At 56.1% G+C, this 19,982-nt stretch carries 13 protein-coding genes and 1 pseudogene; 7 read left to right on the top strand and 7 right to left on the bottom strand.

Features of this window, described 5'->3' with window-relative positions:
• Positions 1 to 5: 5 nt before the first annotated feature.
• Together AABZ39_12010 and AABZ39_12005 are read right to left on the bottom strand one after the other, a co-directional pair.
• Complete coding sequence (locus tag AABZ39_12010; GenBank protein MEK6795497.1) at positions 6 to 1,562, bottom strand: hypothetical protein; 1,557 nt, start codon at positions 1,560 to 1,562, stop codon at positions 6 to 8.
• Positions 1,563 to 1,586: 24 nt separating this feature from the next.
• Positions 1,587 to 2,192, bottom strand: coding sequence for a hypothetical protein (locus tag AABZ39_12005; GenBank protein MEK6795496.1), 606 nt, complete (start codon positions 2,190 to 2,192; stop codon positions 1,587 to 1,589).
• Between the two features lie 170 nt (positions 2,193 to 2,362).
• On the opposite strand from AABZ39_12005, the gene AABZ39_12000 reads away from it, so the two are divergent.
• The 4 genes from AABZ39_12000 to AABZ39_11985 all read left to right on the top strand — a co-directional run bounded on the left by AABZ39_12000 (position 2,363) and on the right by AABZ39_11985 (position 5,865).
• The gene (locus tag AABZ39_12000; GenBank protein ID MEK6795495.1) at positions 2,363 to 2,914 is read left to right on the top strand and encodes a CPBP family glutamic-type intramembrane protease; all 552 of its coding nucleotides are present in this window, start codon (positions 2,363 to 2,365) and stop codon (positions 2,912 to 2,914) included.
• 120 nt (positions 2,915 to 3,034) lie between these two features.
• Positions 3,035 to 4,381 (top strand): trypsin-like peptidase domain-containing protein, encoded by a 1,347-nt coding sequence (locus tag AABZ39_11995; GenBank protein ID MEK6795494.1) that lies wholly within the window; start codon positions 3,035 to 3,037, stop codon positions 4,379 to 4,381.
• Between the two features lie 10 nt (positions 4,382 to 4,391).
• Positions 4,392 to 5,165, top strand: coding sequence for a hypothetical protein (locus tag AABZ39_11990; protein ID MEK6795493.1), 774 nt, complete (start codon positions 4,392 to 4,394; stop codon positions 5,163 to 5,165).
• 91 nt (positions 5,166 to 5,256) lie between these two features.
• Positions 5,257 to 5,865: a response regulator gene (locus tag AABZ39_11985; protein MEK6795492.1), complete on the top strand. Its 609-nt coding sequence runs from the start codon at positions 5,257 to 5,259 to the stop codon at positions 5,863 to 5,865.
• 4 nt (positions 5,866 to 5,869) lie between these two features.
• On the opposite strand, the gene AABZ39_11980 is transcribed toward AABZ39_11985, so the two are convergent.
• Positions 5,870 to 6,988, bottom strand: a complete 1,119-nt coding sequence (locus AABZ39_11980; GenBank protein MEK6795491.1) for a hypothetical protein — start codon at positions 6,986 to 6,988, stop codon at positions 5,870 to 5,872.
• Positions 6,989 to 7,052: 64 nt separating this feature from the next.
• On the opposite strand from AABZ39_11980, the gene AABZ39_11975 reads away from it, so the two are divergent.
• Together AABZ39_11975 and flgG are read left to right on the top strand one after the other, a co-directional pair.
• Complete coding sequence (locus AABZ39_11975) at positions 7,053 to 7,946, top strand: FecR family protein (protein ID MEK6795490.1); 894 nt, start codon at positions 7,053 to 7,055, stop codon at positions 7,944 to 7,946.
• Positions 7,947 to 8,087: 141 nt separating this feature from the next.
• Positions 8,088 to 8,882, top strand: coding sequence for a flagellar basal-body rod protein FlgG (gene flgG / locus AABZ39_11970; GenBank protein ID MEK6795489.1), 795 nt, complete (start codon positions 8,088 to 8,090; stop codon positions 8,880 to 8,882).
• A 59-nt stretch (positions 8,883 to 8,941) separates the two neighbouring features.
• Here the strand turns inward: flgG and AABZ39_11965 are convergent, their stop codons facing one another.
• The 4 genes from AABZ39_11965 to AABZ39_11950 form a co-directional block, all read right to left on the bottom strand.
• On the bottom strand, positions 8,942 to 10,102 hold the full coding sequence (locus AABZ39_11965; protein MEK6795488.1) for a hypothetical protein: 1,161 nt from the start codon (positions 10,100 to 10,102) through the stop codon (positions 8,942 to 8,944).
• Positions 10,103 to 10,112: 10 nt separating this feature from the next.
• Positions 10,113 to 11,435 carry a CsgG/HfaB family protein gene (locus tag AABZ39_11960; protein ID MEK6795487.1) on the bottom strand — a complete coding sequence of 441 codons (1,323 nt, stop codon included), beginning with the start codon at positions 11,433 to 11,435 and terminating at the stop codon, positions 10,113 to 10,115.
• A 190-nt stretch (positions 11,436 to 11,625) separates the two neighbouring features.
• Positions 11,626 to 13,635, bottom strand: coding sequence for a penicillin-binding protein 1C (gene pbpC, locus AABZ39_11955; protein MEK6795486.1), 2,010 nt, complete (start codon positions 13,633 to 13,635; stop codon positions 11,626 to 11,628).
• A gap of 183 nt (positions 13,636 to 13,818) precedes the next feature.
• On the bottom strand, positions 13,819 to 19,521 hold the full coding sequence (locus AABZ39_11950) for an alpha-2-macroglobulin family protein (GenBank protein MEK6795485.1): 5,703 nt from the start codon (positions 19,519 to 19,521) through the stop codon (positions 13,819 to 13,821).
• Between the two features lie 354 nt (positions 19,522 to 19,875).
• On the opposite strand from AABZ39_11950, the pseudogene AABZ39_11945 reads away from it, so the two are divergent.
• Positions 19,876 to 19,962: pseudogene (locus tag AABZ39_11945) on the top strand (type II toxin-antitoxin system HicB family antitoxin).
• Positions 19,963 to 19,982: the final 20 nt, after the last annotated feature.

Below are 19,982 nucleotides of genomic sequence, written 5' to 3'. Positions count from 1 at the left end.
TCCTCCTAATCGAACAGAATAGCTGCGCCGATACTTACCTGCAGTCCGAACGGATCGTACACGAAAGTCGCGCCATTCTTATCAACTGCAGTTCCCATATTAAAGACCGGAATCGGTATGATCGTCCCATACTTTCCTTCCGCGTAAACAACTATGTCCTCCAGGAGCTGAAAGCCGACGCCGCCGCCGGCTTCCCATCCGAGACCCATATACCAATTCCCCTCGTCTTCCGAACCGGAATCGTTGTGTATCTTGACTGCCTCCCGTATGGTAAGGAGATTGACGCCGCCGAGCAGATAAATATTAAGCATCCAAAGATTTATATTGATCCTGAGTCCGCCGCTGTAGACGCCCATGAACATATACGCTTTATCGACATTGGTCCCCATACGTCTGAATTCGGGGTGCGCGGAATAATTCACCCATTCCGAAGTACCCCACATGTCTTCGCGGTCTGCAGTGGCGTTGAACATGAATAGACCGTCCAGATAGTAACTGAACAATCCCATGCCGAAAACACCGCCGTTGAACTGATAGTTGACCGGATAGAGCGTGCCGAAATACTCGCGATCGGACGGGACGAACACGCCCATACCGAAGCGCATGCCGTTGGGCTTGAACCCGCCGTTACGCCCTGCCGATGATGATGAACCGGAGCGGCGCCGTTCGGCGGCGATGCGCTCTTCCTCCGCCTCACGCTCGCGGGCGATGCGCTGACGCTCGGCCTCGCGCCGTTTCTCCTCATCGACCTTGCGCTGCTCCTCTTCCATTTTCCGTTTAAGCTCGTTCACTTTCTGATCGACGTTCTCAATGAGCACGACGACGTCGTTCACACCGACGGCATCGCGTCCCTCGATGATGTCGCACTTGGATGCGCCCTCTTCCGCCTGAATGACGTTCAGTTTACCGATGCGGCTCCTGTCATTGAACGTTTTCCCGCTGGCGAGCTTGACCTGTTTGATGCGGTACACGTCGAATTGACTCCCCCGGTCGATCTTGTTCTTCGTCCCGAGATTGATGTATACGATATTCCCCTCTCGCTGCTCGACGGCGCCCTGAATGCGTATCTTCGCTACCATCTCGATCGCGGCGAAACGCGCTGCAAGGAGCACGCCGTCCTCGGTGGCCTCCTTCTGCTGCGTATCGATGACCGTACCCCGCTCCCCCTCGCGCATGGAGAGGATATTGATCGTTATCGCATAGCGTCCGCCGAAGCGGTTTATCGTCCCGTAAATGAGATATGATATCTGCAGAGCGCCCGCCATCTGCTGAAGGCAGGATACATTATCGCAGGCATCGCCGCCGTACTCGAGCTTTTTCGCCGTCGCCCGCTCCATGCGTTTCATCTCGGCTTCTATCGTATCGCGGTCCTTCACGCGGAATTTCCCGGCGGCGGTTATCACCGATTGTATCGCCTCGCTCACGGCGATGCCGAGCCCATCGCTTGCCCCGCCCTTGACGGCGAAACGCTGCACGGTGGCGGTAAGCTCCTCCTGTTCTTCCTGAGCCGATGCTATGGCAACAGCGCACAGCAGGAGCAGCAGTGTTCGAAGAAAACGCATGGGATCCTCCCCCGGCAATGCCGGTTATCGTGTTATCGCGAGCGACGCAAGGGCATTGGTCACCGCGGCTTCAAGCTCTTTTTTTCCGGCGGCTTCATTCTCGAACCATCCGGCATGATCGTATACGATCGACGACGACGCATCGATGACGACGACATGCGGTGTAGCGATGGTGCGTTTTGTCCTGAACTCCGGGATGTATTTTGCATAGACAATGGGCGATCTCTCGAGCATATTCCAATCAAGTACGACGGTAAGCGTTTTCCAATCGACCTTTTCCCTGCGCCCCTCGAACATGGCGTCTATTTTTTTCGCACTGAATTTCGACCCGAACTGATAATCATCACCGAAATCTCCGAGCCCCTCGACGCCGACATGGAGGAACGCCGCACGAAGTCCTTTTTCCTGATACGTATTAAGGAGGCCGATGACGAACGGTATCTCTTTCACGCAGTTCTTGCAGTCCCATGTGAAAAAGCTCATGATGAGCACTTTCCCGGAATGCTCGGACAGGGAGAATCGCTTTCCCGTGCTCACATTGCCGTAGGGAACGGTGAACGACGGCGCCCGGCGCTCGGTCGACGCGGCCATGAGCATACCAGCGGCCACAAACACCATGAGAAATTTCATTGTGGAACACTCCGCGGGGCTCAATTCGATTGATCACAACGATACAGTGAAACGCAACAAAAAGCAAGAACACGGCGGCCACGGTCATATCGCATCAGTTGACATGCCGAGGACATCGGGTATCGTATCCGTACTGCATCGCGGTCATGCCGGTGCATGCGGACGCACGTATGCTTTCAGTACTCAAGCGATTGCCCTCCTCGATCACTACGCTTCCGGCAGCGGACGCATATCCTCTCCTGGCATTGATCACGATATCGGCCGTTCTGGGAATACTCATCGTCGGGCGGATGTCCCGTTTTTTCATCGTACGCCCCGTACGCGATGCCCGCATCATCATTCCGCTCGTTCTCATATCATTCATCTTTCCCGCAATGTTCGAAGAACTGCTGTTCCGCGCGCTCATCATGCCTGCCGCCGGGGAGGCATCATCCCATCGATGGGCATGGGCGCTTCTCAGTACCGCGGTCTTCGTCGTCTATCATCCGTTGAACGGCCGTTTTCTTTTCCGGCCCGGACGCACCGTGTTCACGGACGCGCGCTTTCTCACGCTCTCAGCATTGCTCGGCGCCGCTTGTTCCGTGCTCTACCTCGTGAGCGGATCGATATGGCCGTCCATCCTTGTGCACTGGCTCTTCGTCTCCGCATGGCTTCTCATCCTCGGCGGCTATGACCGGATGTACCGGGGTCGACAATGGAATGCTCCGGCTCTTGACGGTTGACAGGGATATGGTACAGTATCGTTCACGATCATTCGAAACAGGTACGGATGTTCTTTCATTTCGATCGAACCGCCGGGGTGAGACGTCCGTCGTGTACGACGACGTTTCGGGGAGTTGCGTATGAAAGTGAACGGGTTCATGATCGGCATCGTATTCCTCGGTAGCGTTGTCACCGGCCAGGAAAACATTTTTAACGGCGGTGATGCCGCGATGCAGAAAGTGCGCAGCGCCGTTGTTCAGATCTACACAAAGGGAAAACACAAGGTCACTACGTTCCACGGCTGGAAGGAGATCGGTTCGGGTTCGGGGACGGGGTTCTTCATCAGTAAAAGCGGCGAGATAGCGACCGCATACCATGTCGTGAAGGGCGCCGCACGTATTTTCGTGACAACGGCAAAGAAGAAGGAGTATGAAGCGACCGTCGTCGGCGTCGATGCGTTGACCGATGTCGCGCTGCTTAAAGTGAATATCCCCGCCGATCTCGAAGTGCTCACGTTCGGGGACTCGGATGCGCTCAAGCAGGGCATGAAGATCATTGCCGTGGGGAACCCCGCGGGGCTTGACATGACCTTCACCTCGGGCATTGTAAGCGCCGTCAAACGGGCGGATATCGGATTATGGCCGATCGAATCGTTCGTCCAAGTCGATGCGGCGATAAATCCGGGGAATTCCGGGGGGCCGCTTCTCGACCAGAACGGATCGGTGGTCGGCATCAATGACGCGGGTATAGTGAGCCGCCCTGGTCTTAATTTCGCCATACCCTCGAAGCTCGCCGGCAGCGTCATCGATATCCTTCGCCAGGGATCGAAACCGAATCACCCGTTCCTCGGGGTCACCGTTCTCGCGCTCGATCAGAAAACGAAGGACGCGTATGGTATCGACTCTCCCGTTACTGAAGGTGCACTCGTAATGGGTGTGGCATCGGGGTCGGGGGCTGTGTCCGGAATTCGCTTTCGCGACATCATCACCCATGTAGCGGGAAAAGCCGTGATCGAGCCTCAGGACCTGCGCGCCATTTTGGCCGATAAAACGGCCGGCGATACGGTCGCTGTAGAACTTATCCGCGGCGGCGAGCGAAGCAGCATATCCGTAACGGCGGGAACGCATCCGGGCATCCCCCTGTTCGATCCAGCGACATTCTGCCGTGTGTATCTGGGATTCGATATTGCAAAAACAAATCTGAACGGGATCGACCGATTCGTCGTCGGCAGGATATATCGCTCCGAAAACGCACAGTCGGGCTCCAGTATAAAGACCGATGCGGTCATCTGGAAGGTCGCGCCGGGGTCGCCCTCGGGTATTTTCGAGGATGTTATCGATGAAGAACAACTTGCCTATGCGTTCTCCGAGTCGATTTTTGAGAACGACAGGATTGTATCGCTCGAATTCATCTTTAAGCGGGCACCGGACGACGCCGGCGGCGTCCGTGTGCGCGTTTCTGGGCCGACTGTCCGCAATTCGTTCTAGGGGTGTTTTTATGAAATATTACGCGGTTTGTATCATACTGTTCTGGGCCGCAGCGCAGGGGGCTGGTCTCGACGAGATCATGTCGCTTCCGGACGGAAAGGATAAATTTCGCTCTCTCGGAAAGTATTATTCAGAAAAGAAATTCCTCAATCGCAGCATCGGCATGTACGAAAGATTCTTTGCGGCGGGCGGAACGGCAGGGGAACTGGGAACGGTGAGCGTCCCTCTCGAGATCGTGTACGACAAGCTCGGTTCTGTCACGGTCCCGGAGTACTGGACCGTCTCCGAAGTACGATCGTCAACCGCAAGCTCGGGCGGGCAGTCAAGTTACTCATGGAACGCGTATTCGGTGTACGGCATCTCATATAGTTTCGTACACTTCCGAAAATCCGGCTCCCGCGTCTGGAATATTCCGTCATTGCAGACATCCGCTCAATCCATGTTCGAGAAGGCGTACGATACGAAATACTATTCCCGCAGCCAGCTCTACGGCCATATCCCGCGGTCGGCAGGCGATTTCTCATTTTCGCAGATAATGAACGGCGCAATAGAAAAAAACACATCGCTTGACGGCCCGGTCATGTACGGTTTTGCCGATAATAAGACCTCCCGACGGAAGGGTGCTTTTTTCGTATTGATCGAAGGGTATACTTTAAAATACTCCATCGAGGCGATGAACGACAGCTTCACCATTCTTCAGATCAATTATCCGTACTTCGATTCTGCCGAGGATACGTTCGCGCGTACGGAAATATCTTCATTCCTCGACTCCCTCCTCAAATAGGGCGTCTGATCGTCATTCGGTCCCGTCCTTGCATTTTTCTCCCATAATGATACTGTACGCCGACCCGATACGCAAGCGGATATGATGCCCCATGAGCGGTAAAGAGCACACGGATTACAAGCCTGACGATATTCTGTCGCCGATCGATGCTGCAAAGCTTCTCGGCATCGCGCGTACGACGATAAATTACTGGATACGCAAGTACGGCCTTAAGGTATCGCGCTCGCCGGGCGGGAGATACAAGATACGCTTCAGCGATCTTGAGAATTTCCTGACGCTCCACGGTGTCGGCAGCCGCAAGCGCATCAAGCGTCATGAAGGGAAATATGTCGTCGCCGTCGTCGATGCGACAAAAGCGAGCTGCGAACAGTACCGAAAGCAGCTCGCGCGCGATTTTCAGATATCCGTAGTAAAGCGGGTGACCGATCCCATTGATGAGCTTATCGAGATGCGCCCGGCGATGATAATCTTCGACCCGATGATGGGCGGCGTGGACGGCTTTTCCGTGCTCCGCCGCATGCGCGCGGCGCCCTCGCTCGCATCCACCCTCGTCATGATAATCACCAACCGAACGAACGAGGACGATGTCGTGCGCGGCTTCGACCTCGGGGCGAACGACTATGTGAAGAAACCGCAGGGCGAGAAGGAATTGAAGGCGCGGCTGCGCAATCTCCTTCGCTTCATCATCGATCTTCGATGAACGCTCAGCGCATTTCCCGCACGAACGCCCGAATGCTTTCCAGATTGAGCTCCGCAAGCCGAAGCTCGTTGAATTCCGAATCATAGAACAGCACCGAGATGTAGGGATAATACGTGATGCCGAGCGACAACGCCCCGCGGGCACGGCCGAGCATGGACAGCGTCCGCGGCTTGAACGATGTCGTTCCCGGGTCGGAAATGAATATCGATATGCCCTCGTCGCGTGTGGTAATGGCCGCATGCGGTGTATCAAGACGCTCCGTAATGATCGCCATGCCCTCGAGAACACTTTTCGATGCAACGATCGTCTTTATCTGAAAGGTAGAATCGACCGCATAGTAAAAATATTTGACCGATCTGTCATCATCGGTAAAGAGGATATGCGAGCGTCCGCGTGAATCAAAAAAAGCGGTGTATCGCCGCACCGCGGCCGGCCCGGGCAGAAGATATGACTTATAACGCCGCCGCTCATCGCGAAGCAGATAGAGAAGCTCGCCCTTCTCCGTCCGACAGATGAATCGCATCCCCTGCTCGGGGATAAACAGCCGTATATCCGAAAGCGGACGCTCACGGTATACGATGCGCGAGCGGAACATGCCGTTCGTATTGACCGCATGCCAGAGTTGGCCTTTTCCGTCAAGGAAGAACACATGAATACCGCCGTTCGTTTCGACGATGGCCTGCGGCGAACGGTAGCGCATTCCTTCGGCACGGTCCACTACATACGCATTGAACGACGAACTGCCGAGATTATCCGCATATTTCAGGGCATTGACGGGGGCATCGTAATAGACGCAGTGCGCCGATGAAAGTCGGTTATCATAATACAGCGAAAGGAGCCTTCCCGTGTTCCACCCGCTGTCGATCACCGTCGTACTTACCATGCCGCCCTTTTTCTGCAGCAGATAGGGTATTTTCTGGGCACCATCCACATAGGCACAGATAAGTTCGCCGCGGGCGTTGATGAACATATCGCTGTACTCCGTCCTCGCATCGAGCGTGGCAAGCGAATACACCTTTGCCCGAGTAAGCGTATCGATACGCAGATAACGGTAATTCTCCTTTACCGCCCCGAAAATGGCGACCGCCGCACAGAACGCTGCGGGGCAAAAAAACTTGTTCACTTTTTCTCCTCCATGCTGTTATACTACAACGTACGTTTTGGTCAATACGTTCCGGAGGTCCCCGATGAAACGCTTGGCACTTTTAAGCGCCCTTTGTGCGCTCACCATGTCTTTTTTTGCGTGTAATCGTACGGCCGATGCCGGAGCAGCGAACGATGCGCCTGCGGTAGCCGTTGCGGACACCTCGGCTACCGGCACCGTGAACGAGATAGTCGGTAAAGCCTATCTCGTGAAAGAGGGTGTCACAGCCCCCGCGGCTATCGGCGATATCGTGGCAAAAGGCACGACGATACGCACCGCGGCCGGTGCAAAGCTCACGTTCAAAGTAGAATCGGTGGGTGTGTTCAATATCAAGGAATCGAGTGAGGTCCTCGTCGACGGGCTCATCGGCGCCCCGGACAAGAACGTGCGCCTGAAGGTCACCAAGGGCAAGCTCCTCGTCGGCATACGGAAACTCGTCAAGGATGAATCGGCGATAATAGAAACGCCGTCCTCCATCGCCGCCGTACGCGGGACATCGTTCGTCGTCGATTCATCCTCTCAAGACACGAAGATAAGCGTTCTGACCGGCATGGTGAACGTAAAAAGCGACAAGGGCAACGTGGACGTCAACGAGCTTAAGGAAGTGACCGCCACCGCTGACGGCAAGATAGAGCTTGTGGCCATCACCAAGGAATCGCTTTCGGACGTGAAAGAGATAGTCACCATGAAAGATCTCGGCAGCATCCGGGACGTCGGGGCGCTTAAGGACAATCTCAAGAAACTGTCGCTCATGCTCGAAGCGAAGGATGACGGCGCGGTCGGCAAGGCCGATGTCCGTATCGACGCGGCGGATATCAAAGCGCGCGAAGCGATGCAGAAGGGCGACATGGAAGCGACAACCGAGGTCGATGCCAAGACACGGAAGAAATTCGACGAAAGCAAAGAGCTCATGATCAAGGACAAAAAAGAATACTAGAGGGCTTTACCCTCTGCACTGCCCCTCCCCGGCTTGTGAACGGGAGGGGCTTTTTTTATATGGGAAAAGGGCATTCTTTTCGCTCAAGCATTTTAACGATCGCTCGATAATTATAGTAGTATTTCCCCCGAGGAGCACCCTATGCTGCGATCATTATGGACGGCCGCGACAGGCATGAACGGCATGCAGTTCAAGGTCGACACTATCGCCAATAACCTTGCGAACGTGAACACGACCGGCTTCAAGAAATCGCGTGCCGATTTCGAGGACCTCCTCTATCAAACGCTGAAGATCGCGGGCACGCCAGCGACGGAAGACACGGTAGTACCTACCGGTATACAGGTCGGTCTCGGCGTAAAAACGGCCGCTACGCAGAAGATGTTCCATCAGGGCTCGCTCCAGGCAACCGGCAATAAGCTCGATCTCGCCATCGAGGGCGAGGGCTTTCTCCGCGTGCAATTACCCGACGGAACGGTCGCGTACACCCGCGACGGCTCGTTCAAGATAGATTCGAACGGCCAGCTCGTCAATTCCAACGGATACAAGCTGTCCCCCGATATCGTCATGCCCGAGGGATTCGAATTCGATAAGATCACGATATCGCAGGAAGGCACGGTGGAAGTGACCGTCGCCGGGAGCGATGAGATACTTGACGTCGGGAACATCAATCTGTACCGCTTCGTCAATCCGGCAGGGCTGACCGCGCTCGGCGGCAATCTCTACAAAGAGAGCGTGGGCTCCGGTGAGGCGATAGAGGGCCAGGCGGGCACTGAAGGCCAGGGCAAGGTGCATCAGGGCTTTCTGGAAATGTCCAACGTCAAGGTCGTCGACGAAATGGTCGATATGATCGTGGCTCAGCGCGCCTATGAGATGAATTCAAAATCGATATTGACGAGCGATAATCTGCTCAATACCGTCGTCAATCTCAAACGCTAGACCGCGCTGTAATGCTCAAGCGCTGACCGGTTCTCCGGGATAGCGCGCACCGTTCTCCATCAGAATAACCGGTATTCGAAACCGGCCCATGCTGAAATGCCGCCGCGCCAGTACTGCGTGACGGTGACACCGTAAAATTCGGGAGCGGTAAGCGTGAACGACGGCATATAATTCACACCCGCCATTGCGCGTATGCCCGGCGCTATTTTCAGATCGAGTGCCGCCTGTATGAGAGGGATTATCATCATAGTGTCCATTACCATGTGGTTCTGATCAAATACGTTCGGCACATTGCGTATCCTGTTTTGTCCGTCGCCGGAACCGCCCATGAAGGCGAATTCGCTCCCGATCCGAAGGCGAAGAATGTCTTTCACATCGCCGAAAAGACCGGTTATAGGCAGCGATACGCCGACGTAGGGAAAGATCGGAATGCCGCGAAAGCCCTGCACCATCATGGAATTCGTTGTGAGCGTTTCATTTATATACATATTGGTGAACGCCGTGGTCTCAAGACCGATCGTGGCATCACCTGAGAATTTCGCCCCGATGATGAATCCGATATCGATGTTCGGTATCGTGAAGTCGACAATAATGCCCGCCATGCCCGCACTGAATGCCGGTCTGCGCAAGGCATAATTCGAACTTGTACAGATGGCGTTGCTGATATTCACGTTCGCGCCGATGCTGTATCCTTTGTAGTATTCGGCGGCAAAGGTGATCGAAACCCCTGCTATCAGTTTATCTTCATAGGTATACCGCTCGACGAAGACGACGGCGCCGGAAGCAACATCAACGGCCTTTATCATGATGGCAATGCGTTCTCCGAATATGCCTGAAAGCTGGGGATATACGAAGAAGAACGCATCAACCCCGGCCATACGCCCCATCTGTTTCACGCTTGCAACATCGATAGCGCCGGACGCGGATAGTTCAAGCTCTTTCAGCACACCGCCGTCGGGGGTGCCCGCCTCGTCGCGGTCGACGATAGTGAGCTTCGCCTTTCTGAGCGCGGCGATGACGAGACGTTTGACCATCTTATCGCTGTAGCGGTTGTTTGCGTCCTTCATGACGCCGTATACCGCGACATTGCGCATCTTTTCCGGCAATGCCCTTTTTGCATCGATGGAGAACGGCACGAGCGACTTCTCTATGCCCTGTTCCGAAATGCCGAACGCCGCGGAGGCGATGGCGAATGCGATAAGTATCGTTGTGTATTTCATGATCGCCCCCTTATTTGAAGAGATAGTAGATGATGCCGGCGCGCATACGCATATTCTGTATGAACACCCTGTCGTCGGCTGTTTCGCCTGCGCTTATCGGGAACGGAAGATAGATGACCTCGGCAAAGAGAGAAATGTCCCGTATCGGGGATACCTCAATACCGCCGACAAGGGCCATGGCCGCACCGCCGAACATGAGTATGCCGTTATCAACACCCTGCATCGGCTGCCAGTTGATGAGGTTCGTCGCCGACGATTCAGATTTGTAAGGCCAGCTGCCGACGTACAGCCCGCCGCCGACGTACAACCGGACAATGTCATACGATGAATTGAAGAATTCGGAGAGATGTACCTTGAGCACGAGCGGGAATACCAGGGATTCCATGGCGGGCTGCGGGGTGAACCGCTTCAGCACGCCGTTGTTCGTAATAACCACCGGTACAGTCGATGGACGGAAAAGATCGATGCCGACCGTGAATATCATGCTGAGCTCAAATGCTCCGAGCGGTTCTGAGAGCATCTGCCCGAGTGTGAAGCCGAGCTCGAAGAAATGCCCCGTCGGTGCGGGGAATGTGACCGTAGTGCCGCCGCCCCAGATATAGGGCTGGCAGATGACATCGTTGGGAAGCCCATACCCGCCGCGGAAGCCGAGCTTGAACGTACCGTAGAGCTCGCCCTTGAATTCATCCTCCCAGATGACAACCGCGCGCTCGACATGCGTCATTTTTACCGATGCGGTGATAAGCCCTTCGGATTGTACTTCAATATCTATTGTTATGAGCGCATCGACACCGATGAGTTTGCCTATCTTCTCTTCGCCGCCGGCTCCGGTGAGCGAGAGCTGCTGCTCCTTGAGGAGAATATCGAGTGCCTGACGCTCAAGGACGACGAAACGCCCGTAGCGGGAAAGCATCTGCATGAACTGCGCTTCGAACGCTTTATCATTGATGTCGAACGCGCCGCTGACATTCACTTTTTGTATCGCGACCGATCGTATGCCGGTCTTATCGATGCCGGCGAGTGAACCGGGGATGAAACGCAGGAGATTCTGCACGAGCTGCGCCTCGGTCGTTATCGTCCTGCCGGTCTTTCGGACGGGGGCGACCTCGTCCTGCTTGGGCTGCACGAGATCGATCATGCGTTTGATGCGCTTTTTCGGTATCGTAAGGACGCCGAAATCGGTCTTCATCTTTATCGTATCCGCATCCACGTCCTTTACGGGACCGCGCGCGACATCGCCGTTGTCGAGCCAGATGATCTTATCGGAGGGCATTCCGTCCTGAGCAAGGCCCAGTGCAGCGAACATGATGCCGAGGAGGATGGCCTTTCTCATAATTCCACTCCTTAATGTAAGAACAATCGATAGCGTCCAACGAAAGGGCGTCACTGAGAACGACATCCCGACGAAGTGCAGTATACTACTGCGATGCGCCCGAGTCAAGTTTTCGAACTGAGCCTCTTGAAATTTTCCGGGACAGCGCATGACAACGGGCCTGCAATGCACATCGCTCGCTATGACACCGCTATTCCCCGGGGTCCGATGCGGCTGCGTCAGAACGGACATGCGCTCTCCAATGATCGTACTCTTTCGGCAACGCAAGCACGCTGCCGGGGAAATGAAAACGGCAGGGGGCACGCTCTGTTCCGCGGAGTATGAGTTCCTCCCGCGTCTGCGGGCATGCGGCAGTTGGTGTCTGCCCGCTCATGGTGCATACCGAACATCTCTCTACAGACTCCGGCATCGGGAATACCGAGGGCACAGCTTTCTCGTTCAACGAAAGGAATGCATCGTAGAGTATCGGGAGCGCCCCGCCGCCGCCGCTTACATGCTCCATGGCACTGCCGTGAAAATCGCCTATCCAGACGGCAACAATATGGTCGGGTGTCAGGCCCACCGCCCACGCATCGCGGAAATTCTTCGACGTCCCGGTCTTGACAGCGATGTCGAACGGAAAGATGATGCCGCGGGGATCGGGGAACGCGCGAAGACGCGCATTGCGGTCGGTAAGTATGTTCACGATCATATATGCCGCTTCCGGTGACACGACCCGACGCTTATTCCCGGCCGGCACCGAGTGTACGGTTCCGCCGCCCGAACGCACTGCTGATACATATGATGGAGGGATGTAATATCCTTCGTTCGCAAATACCGTATACGCGCCGGCAAGATCGGCAAGACGCACCTCGGCGGTACCGAGCGCGAGCGATACGCCGTAGTATGAACCATCGCGGCGTATCGTCGTCAGCCCCGCGCGGATAAGGAGCTGCCGGTATTCCTCCACGCTGTACCGGGCAAGCCATTTGACCGCAGGCACATTGAGCGAGGACGCGAGCGAGTCGCGTATCGATACGGGACCGTGGAATTTCCTGTCGAAATTCTCGGGGCTATACTGCCCCCCGGCCACCGGTATCGATGTGGGAACATCAGCGATGATATCGGCGGGGGAATTGCCCTTGTCAAGAACATAGGCGTACAGGAACGGCTTGAGCGCCGAGCCGGGCTGCCGAAGCGAACGCGCCCCGTTTATCATCCCGGCGTTCTCCTCGTCGAGGTAATCGAGTGAGCCTACCATGGCGCGCACCTGTGCGGTTTTCGCATCGAGCACGATGAGCGCCGCGTTCGCCGCATTGCGCGATGCAACCCGCTTCAACCCGTTGCGGAGCACGGTCTCCATGTTGCCCTGCACAGAAAGATCGAGCGTACTTGTCGCGGAGAGAGCATCCGGAAATCGCGTGCGCATGCTGTCGCGGATATACAATGCGAAATGGGGCGCGGGGAACGCCGTGGAACGCTCTTTCACCGCTATGCCTTCGGCAATGGCCATGCGATGATCTCGCTCGCTCAAGAGTTTTTCCGCTCGCATGCGCACAAGTACGTATCGCCTGCGTTCATCGGCGCGGGAGAAGCGGCGGTAGGGATCGAATTTCATCCCCGACTTCACAATGCCGGCAAGAAAAGCCGCCTCCGACGGCGTGAGCGTTCGTGCGTCCGTACCGAAGAAGCGGCGCGCGGCCGCCTCGGGGCCGTAGGTATTATCACCGAAAAAAACACCGTTCATGTAAGCGATGAATATCTCCTTCTTCGAGAACGACCGCTCATAGCGCAGGGCAAGGAATATTTCCTCTGCTTTACCAAAAAGATTCTTCGGCACGCGGTGTACGCGTCGTACGAGCTGCTGCGTTATCGTGGAGCCGCCGGAAACGACACGCCGGCCGATGATGTTCTGTGTCGCTGCACGGAACAATGAGATGATATCGACGCCATGATGAGAGAAGAACCGTTTATCCTCGACCGCAACGACGGCGTTGATGAGATGGGGGGATAATCCCTCGTACGGGACGGGAATATGCACGCCGCCCTCGCTAGGGAGGAATGTCTTGATGTGCATGCCGTGCCTGTCGTACACGGTGAAGGCATTGCCGAAGCCGTTGGCAAGGAGCGAACGGTCGACGGGAGTGTTGAGATAAGAATTTATTTTGAGAAAGCAGAAAACAAGGAGGATGAAAAGAATAACCCCTATCCCCAGGATCACACACTCACCCCCTCTAACTCCCCCTCTCTCACAGGGAAGTGAGAGAGGGGGAGAACCGGTTCCCCTTTTTCTTCTTCTATTTATGTTCTTTGAAATCATAACAGGCATACGACAATAAAAAACTCTTATATGAGAGCCCCCTCTCTCACATTCCTGTGAGAGAGGGGGCAGGGGGTGAGTGTCCTACTTCACTTCCACGAACGACTGCCCGTGATATCCGAACACATCGGGCGTGTACATCTCCTCCGCTTTCGTCGCCGGGAGCGCGTATGTACCCGGGGTCACCGCCCGCAGGACGTAGCGATAGACATGCTCGCCGGGCGTGAGCGAATCGGCGAAGGCGAGCACGCGGTCATCGTAATTCTCGAAATGATTGAACGATCCCCACCATCGCCCTGTGGTCTTCACATCCTTGTATGCGGTCTGGCTTTCGGTGGCGAAATTGCGATTGAGCACGATGAACCCCGCCGGGATGGGATCATCAAGGACGACGAAATGGCGTTCACGCGGGGCGCGCACGGTCACCACTGCAACATAATCGGTGCCGCGGGTGAACTGTTTCCCGTCGACGACGCGTCCGTCAACGGTCTCATACCGTTTTGCCACCGCAATACCCTCGTCGCGTGATGCAAGGAGTTCGCGCGGCGCGTAGGCGAGCTTCAATCCGTAATAGAGACGCCCTTTCCCCGTGCGTGAAACGGTAAGATCGAACGGTGCGGTACGATCGAATCCCGAGAAGTCGAAGGACTTCGTCACCGCGCTGTCCGTTCTGGACGCGAACGATCCGGTGAAGAGCGTCTTCCCCGCGGCGGCTATCTCTGCGGTAAGCCGCGGGGCATCCTTTTCGTAGACGGAAAGATATGCGTTCATCGCGGCAAAGGCGCTCACATTGTCCTGCGTACTGTCGAAACAACCCTTCTTCTGGCGCGTCATAACGAGATAATTGACGAGCTTCTCGCAGAGCGGGTTCTGTGTCCCCGTCTCCATGAGCGCAGTGAGCACAACGGAGGTGTCGCGCACCGCCGACGAATGTATCCAGTACATCCCCTCGCGCATGCTGTCGTCACAGCGCGCGGTCGTACCCGTCACCTCGATGCCGTTGAAGAGGGACTGCTTCACTTCCTCTATGTACTCGCTCTGATACTTCGCATGATGGAGCGCCATGAGAAGGTTCGCCCTCGCATAGAGCGTCAGGTCCGGTTTCTTCGCGATGAGCGATGTGAGAAGCGCCCGGTCAGGCTTGCCGCCGCGAGCGAGCACATACGCGATATATGCATCGATGGAATCGAGGCAATATGAGGAGAACGGCAGATCGCGTCGATACTCCTTGCTGCGCGCATAATTCGCGAGATACTCGACAGCGCTCTCAAAAAGCGATCCATCGATATCGATATCGGCCGCTTTCGCCGCAAGCATGAAGTGTATGGCGTACGCAGTGAGCCACGGGCTCGTCCATGCGCTTCCCGGCCAGTAGGAGAAGCCGCCGTCCGCGCGCTTGTAATCGTTCATCACCTTTATCACTTCATTGACTATCGCATCAAGCTCATCCGCGCTGTAGGCGGTGAGCTTCATCGATGTGATGAGCTCTTTCGAGAGCACTATCGGCATGACCTTCGATATCTTCTGCTCGAGGCAGCCGTAGGGATACCCGATGAGATAATCGATGCCGCCCTTGAGCCCCGAGAACGCCGAGGGAGAGAGCGTCGCAGTGAACGCGCCGGCGCCCGCGAACACTTCGTTCGCCGCGGGTATCTTCACCGATTCACGCACCGGTGCGTCAAGAACGCTCCCGACAGTGGCGACCGTTTCTGTCATGCGCGGCACCTTCACGGGGAATGTCGTTTCGACGGCATCACTGTTCGCGCCCGCCTTCGCCGCAATGCGTACCTTCACGGTGCCCGGTGTTTCGCATGCTATGGGGAATCGCACATCAGCGGAACCGTTCACCGGCACTTTCACGGTGCGTATCTTGATGCCTTGTATCTCTGCTCCGGTCAGCTCCATCTGCACGGCTATCTCGGCATCCTTCTCGGTGTAATTGTATACCGTGGCTCCCGCCTCGAAACTATCGCCGGTAATGGCGAATCGCGGCATCGTCGGTTTCAGCATGAGATATTTCTTCACGATGACAGCACTCTCGCCCGAACCGAACCGCGACGCAGTGTCAGCGGCTATCACCATAACGCGGAACGTGGTGAGATTATCCGGCACGCTGAAGCGCACACTGCCGTTGCCGTTCTTGTCCGCACTAATGGACGCTTTATAGAACGCCGTTGAGAGGAAATTCTTTCGGAACGAGAACATATCCATACCGAGCTCGCGGCGCCGCCCGACGCCCTCATCCATCTCGCCGCCGCCGCCGGGATTCTCGCCTTTCTTGCCGAAATTGCGCTGCCCGATAATGGCAAGACGCGAGTCGACCGAAAGTACGCCGAGGGGCCGCGGGCCATAGAATGCGTCGAAGAAATCCGGTGTCTTGTAGCCTATGAGGTTGAGCACACCCGCATCGCAGACGGCCACTTCGCATTCCGCGGCGACGGGACGGTTCTGCCTGTCCTTCACGGTGAACGAAACCATGAGCGCTTCGCCGGGCGAACGCGTCGCATGGTCGGTCTTCACGGCTACGGCAAGACGCCGCTCTTCCGGTGCGACATTGATCGATGCATAGCCAATCTTGAACGACGGTTTGCCGAGGTCGGCATCGTTGGTAAGCGTTCGGTTCTCGACGCGGCCCTTCACGAGCGCGGCACCGATGTATACATTGGGAAGATATGACGTTCGTACCGGCACATCGATGACGCATGCCGTCCCCCTGAGGTTCGTGACCCATGAGGTGAGCACATGCTCGCGCTCTACGGTGATAAGCGCCGTGCATTCGTCATACGGCGATTTGATGAGCACGCGCGCCGTTTCCCCGGGCGCGTAATTCTCCTTCTCAATAACAAGATCGATGCGGTCGTCGTTCTTCATCTCCCAGGGGACATAGCCCCCGCCGAACGCATAGAAGTACTCATCGGCGCACACCGTCCGTCCGCGCGCATCCTTCGATGTGAAGCGCATGATATAGAGCCCCGCTAGCTCCGGTGTGAACGAGAATATGCTCCCGCCCTTGCGTACCGTAACGCTCGCGCGCGTGATAAGGTCATCGACCTTCTCGCTTTCCCACTGGGCGCGGCCGTTCACCCCCGCGACGCGCTTGGACTGCCAGTAGCGCCGGTATACGGCGACATCGACCGCATCGTTGTCGCGCCTTGTGCCGTCGGGGTTGGCGGTGATGACCTCTATCGACGAGGGCTTTTTCGTCTCGACGAAATAGTCGCGCCGCTTGACGCCGATATAGTACTCGCTGCCATGCACGAGGATCGCCTTGCGTCCGCTCACGCGCTCTTCGTTCTCGCCGTACACGGTCGCCTCGAAGCTTACGTTCATGGCATGCACGCTCCCGTCAAGTACGAGCTTCACGGGGACCTGCGCCTCGCCTTTCGCGTTGAGCATCGCATCCGCCTCGCCGATGCGTTCGCTCCGTGCCCCGTAGTCGTCGTTCTCGAACCAGTGCATCTTCGCGAAACGGAAACCCGCATTGTTCGGCGGCGAATAATAGGTCTCGTTGGCAGTGACCGTATAATGCGCTTTCTTATCCGCCATCGGCGCGCCGAAAAGATACCAGCCGTTGATATGGAAAAGCGTTTCATCGCCGAAGAAATAATTCCTGTCGTCGACGGCGACGCGCGTTTCGAACGAGAGCGGCTGGAACATCTCCACGCGGAAGCCGCCGTAAATGGAGAACGTCTCTTCCTCTTCCGTCTCTTTCTGTTTGAGCTTGTCGATGATGTTCTGTGCGGCGTTCTTCGGGGCGCGTTTTTTCATCACGGTCATCGAATAGCTCCCGGTGGGGGCGTCCTTCGGTACGGCAACATCGAACGCGAATGTGCCGTGATCGCTCGCGGTGAGCGTTCCGTTCGTGATCTCATTATACCGCGAATCGGTTATCTTATAGGAGAAATGCATGTTCTTCGGCGTCGACCAATCGCTGCCCGAAAGGACGCGTGCGGCGCCTTTGCAATGCACCGTCTCCCCAGGGCGGTAAATGCCGCGCTCGGTATGCACATCGCCCGCATGCGTGGGATATCCTTCATACGAATACGGTATATCGAATTCCCAGGGCGATACGCCGGTCTCCCACGTGCTGTTGATGTACGCTTCGTCCTTCTTCTTGTCGTCGGACGCGAATATCCATTGCCGCGGCGTATTATCGCCCATGGAAAGCGTTGCGAAGCCGGGCAGATGCGCCGTGCCGTCATTGCCGGTCTTGCCGCTCCAGAGCTTCCTGTTCCTATCATCGCGTAGTTCGATATCTATTTTCGGGGCGGGGGCGCCGTTCTTGAGCGAGGTGACGAAAACGAAATTCGAAACACCGGAAAATTTCGTCGTAATGCCGAGATCGGTCATCTGCAGGAACGGCGTGTAATTCATATTCCCCCGTTCATGCTCGCCGGAGACCTTGAGCGCGAGATAGCCGTACTGTCGCTGTCGCGGCACGAGACCGAACGCCTTTTCCATAAGATGCGGCGCAAGATCGAGCGGCACGACATGATATTCATTGCGCGTCACCTCCGGCCTGAACGGGAGCGAGAGCTGATAGGAGAATTTTTTCGCGAACTCGGCGACCATCTTCGACGTCGGCTTATCGTCGGAATCGTATCCGTCGCGCCAGAACGAGTACGGTATGATATCGTCGCGCGCGATGACCTTCGACTCGACCGTTATCCCCGCGGGGTTTATCACGGTCACGGGGATGCGACGCCCCTCATATGCCTCGATGATGCCGCTGCCGTCGGGGAGCGAGAAATACGGGAGATAGGAACCGACGGTGAAGCGCACCGCTACATCGCCCTTCAATGACTGCCCGATATCATCGACAAGGCCGGACTTTATCGTAAGCGCATAGGTCTTTTCGGGCACGCAGGTGAGCGATAGACAGAACTCGCGTGACTTCCATTCCTCATACTCCTCGGCGGCTATGACGATGCTCGGCGAGAACTCAAGATGCTTGATAAGCTCGCGGTATTTCACCGGATTGGAAAAGGTGAGCCTGAGCACATCGCAGTCGCCGTAATTACGCGGGAGTATGTTCTGCATCGTTTTACCGGTATAGGCGAAATCCGCGTACGTGATGAATGATACGCCGGCATCCTCGCGGAGGCCCAGGTCGCCCTCGAGCGCAGGATGTCCTTTCTTCACCGAAACGGCGATGCGCGCGCCCTTTGCGAAACGCTCCATCGGTTCGACGACAAGTATCCCCTGAAGCTCCGTGTCCTTGAGCTTGCGCGCCGTCGATGCGAAGTCTCCCTGCACGGAATAACGCACGGTGAATCTTTTCGCGATGCCGTTCTCAAGGAGTGCGATTGAATTCGCGGAGGCGACAACGGGCATATTGAAATAGAGGAATATCTTCGCATCCGGACGCAGCGGATTATTCCCGTTGGGATCATTATACGGAAATGAATTGAGAAGCCGCGGCCGCGGTGTATCGAAGCTCCATGTATGCTCACGCTGCATCCTCTGCCCGCTCACGGCGGTAAGCGCGCTCAGCACGGCGGTATATCGCGTGTTCTTCGTGAACGGCTTGTCCGGTGTAAAACTTATCGTCGATGTGCCCGTCCAGCGGAACACGCCGCTCGCCGCAGGGGTGAACCGCATCGGGCCGTCAGTGATGGGCGCATTGAGCTTCGCGAGTACCACCATCGGCTCGCTGAACGTCACGCTCACCGTGTTCGCCGTCGTATCGCCGACGGGTATCGTTGCAAGAACGGTCAGCGCCGCGTGCACCGATGCGGACGCAACAATGAACAGAACAGACAGAAGAATGGAAACATGACGACGCATAAGTCCCTCCGGGCCGACGTGGAAGTATACCGTGAAACGGGGAAAAATGTAACCGAGGGGAGGCAGTATATCGCTCAGTGCCTGTCCTCGATCATCGTATACCTGTCAAATACTAATACGTAAGAATACGAAAAATCTTACAGGAATTGTCCGCTGATAGCGCCAGCGCCTCTATGCGGTGTATGCCTGCCTCGCCTCCGCCGCGACTGATGCAAAATTACCAGATACCAGCCAGCAGAACCCCGGAGAACAGCGGGTTGCAACCCGCTGTTCTCTCTATTTTGCGACAGTCTCCTGCTGCTTCTTGCTTTTGTCCCAGAAAGCGGTATAGTTATATTATTGCGGGAGGAACCTATGACGAAGTCATTAAGCGCAATTATACATAAAGAGGGCGTTCTCTACGTTGCAGAATGCCCCGAAGTCGGCACCGTAAGCCAAGGCTAGTCGATAGAAGAAGCAGT

This window comes from Spirochaetota bacterium (genome assembly GCA_038043445.1).
Taxonomy (GTDB): Bacteria; Spirochaetota; Brachyspiria; order Brachyspirales; family JACRPF01; genus JBBTBY01.
This window is presented reverse-complemented; position numbering and strand designations above follow the sequence as displayed.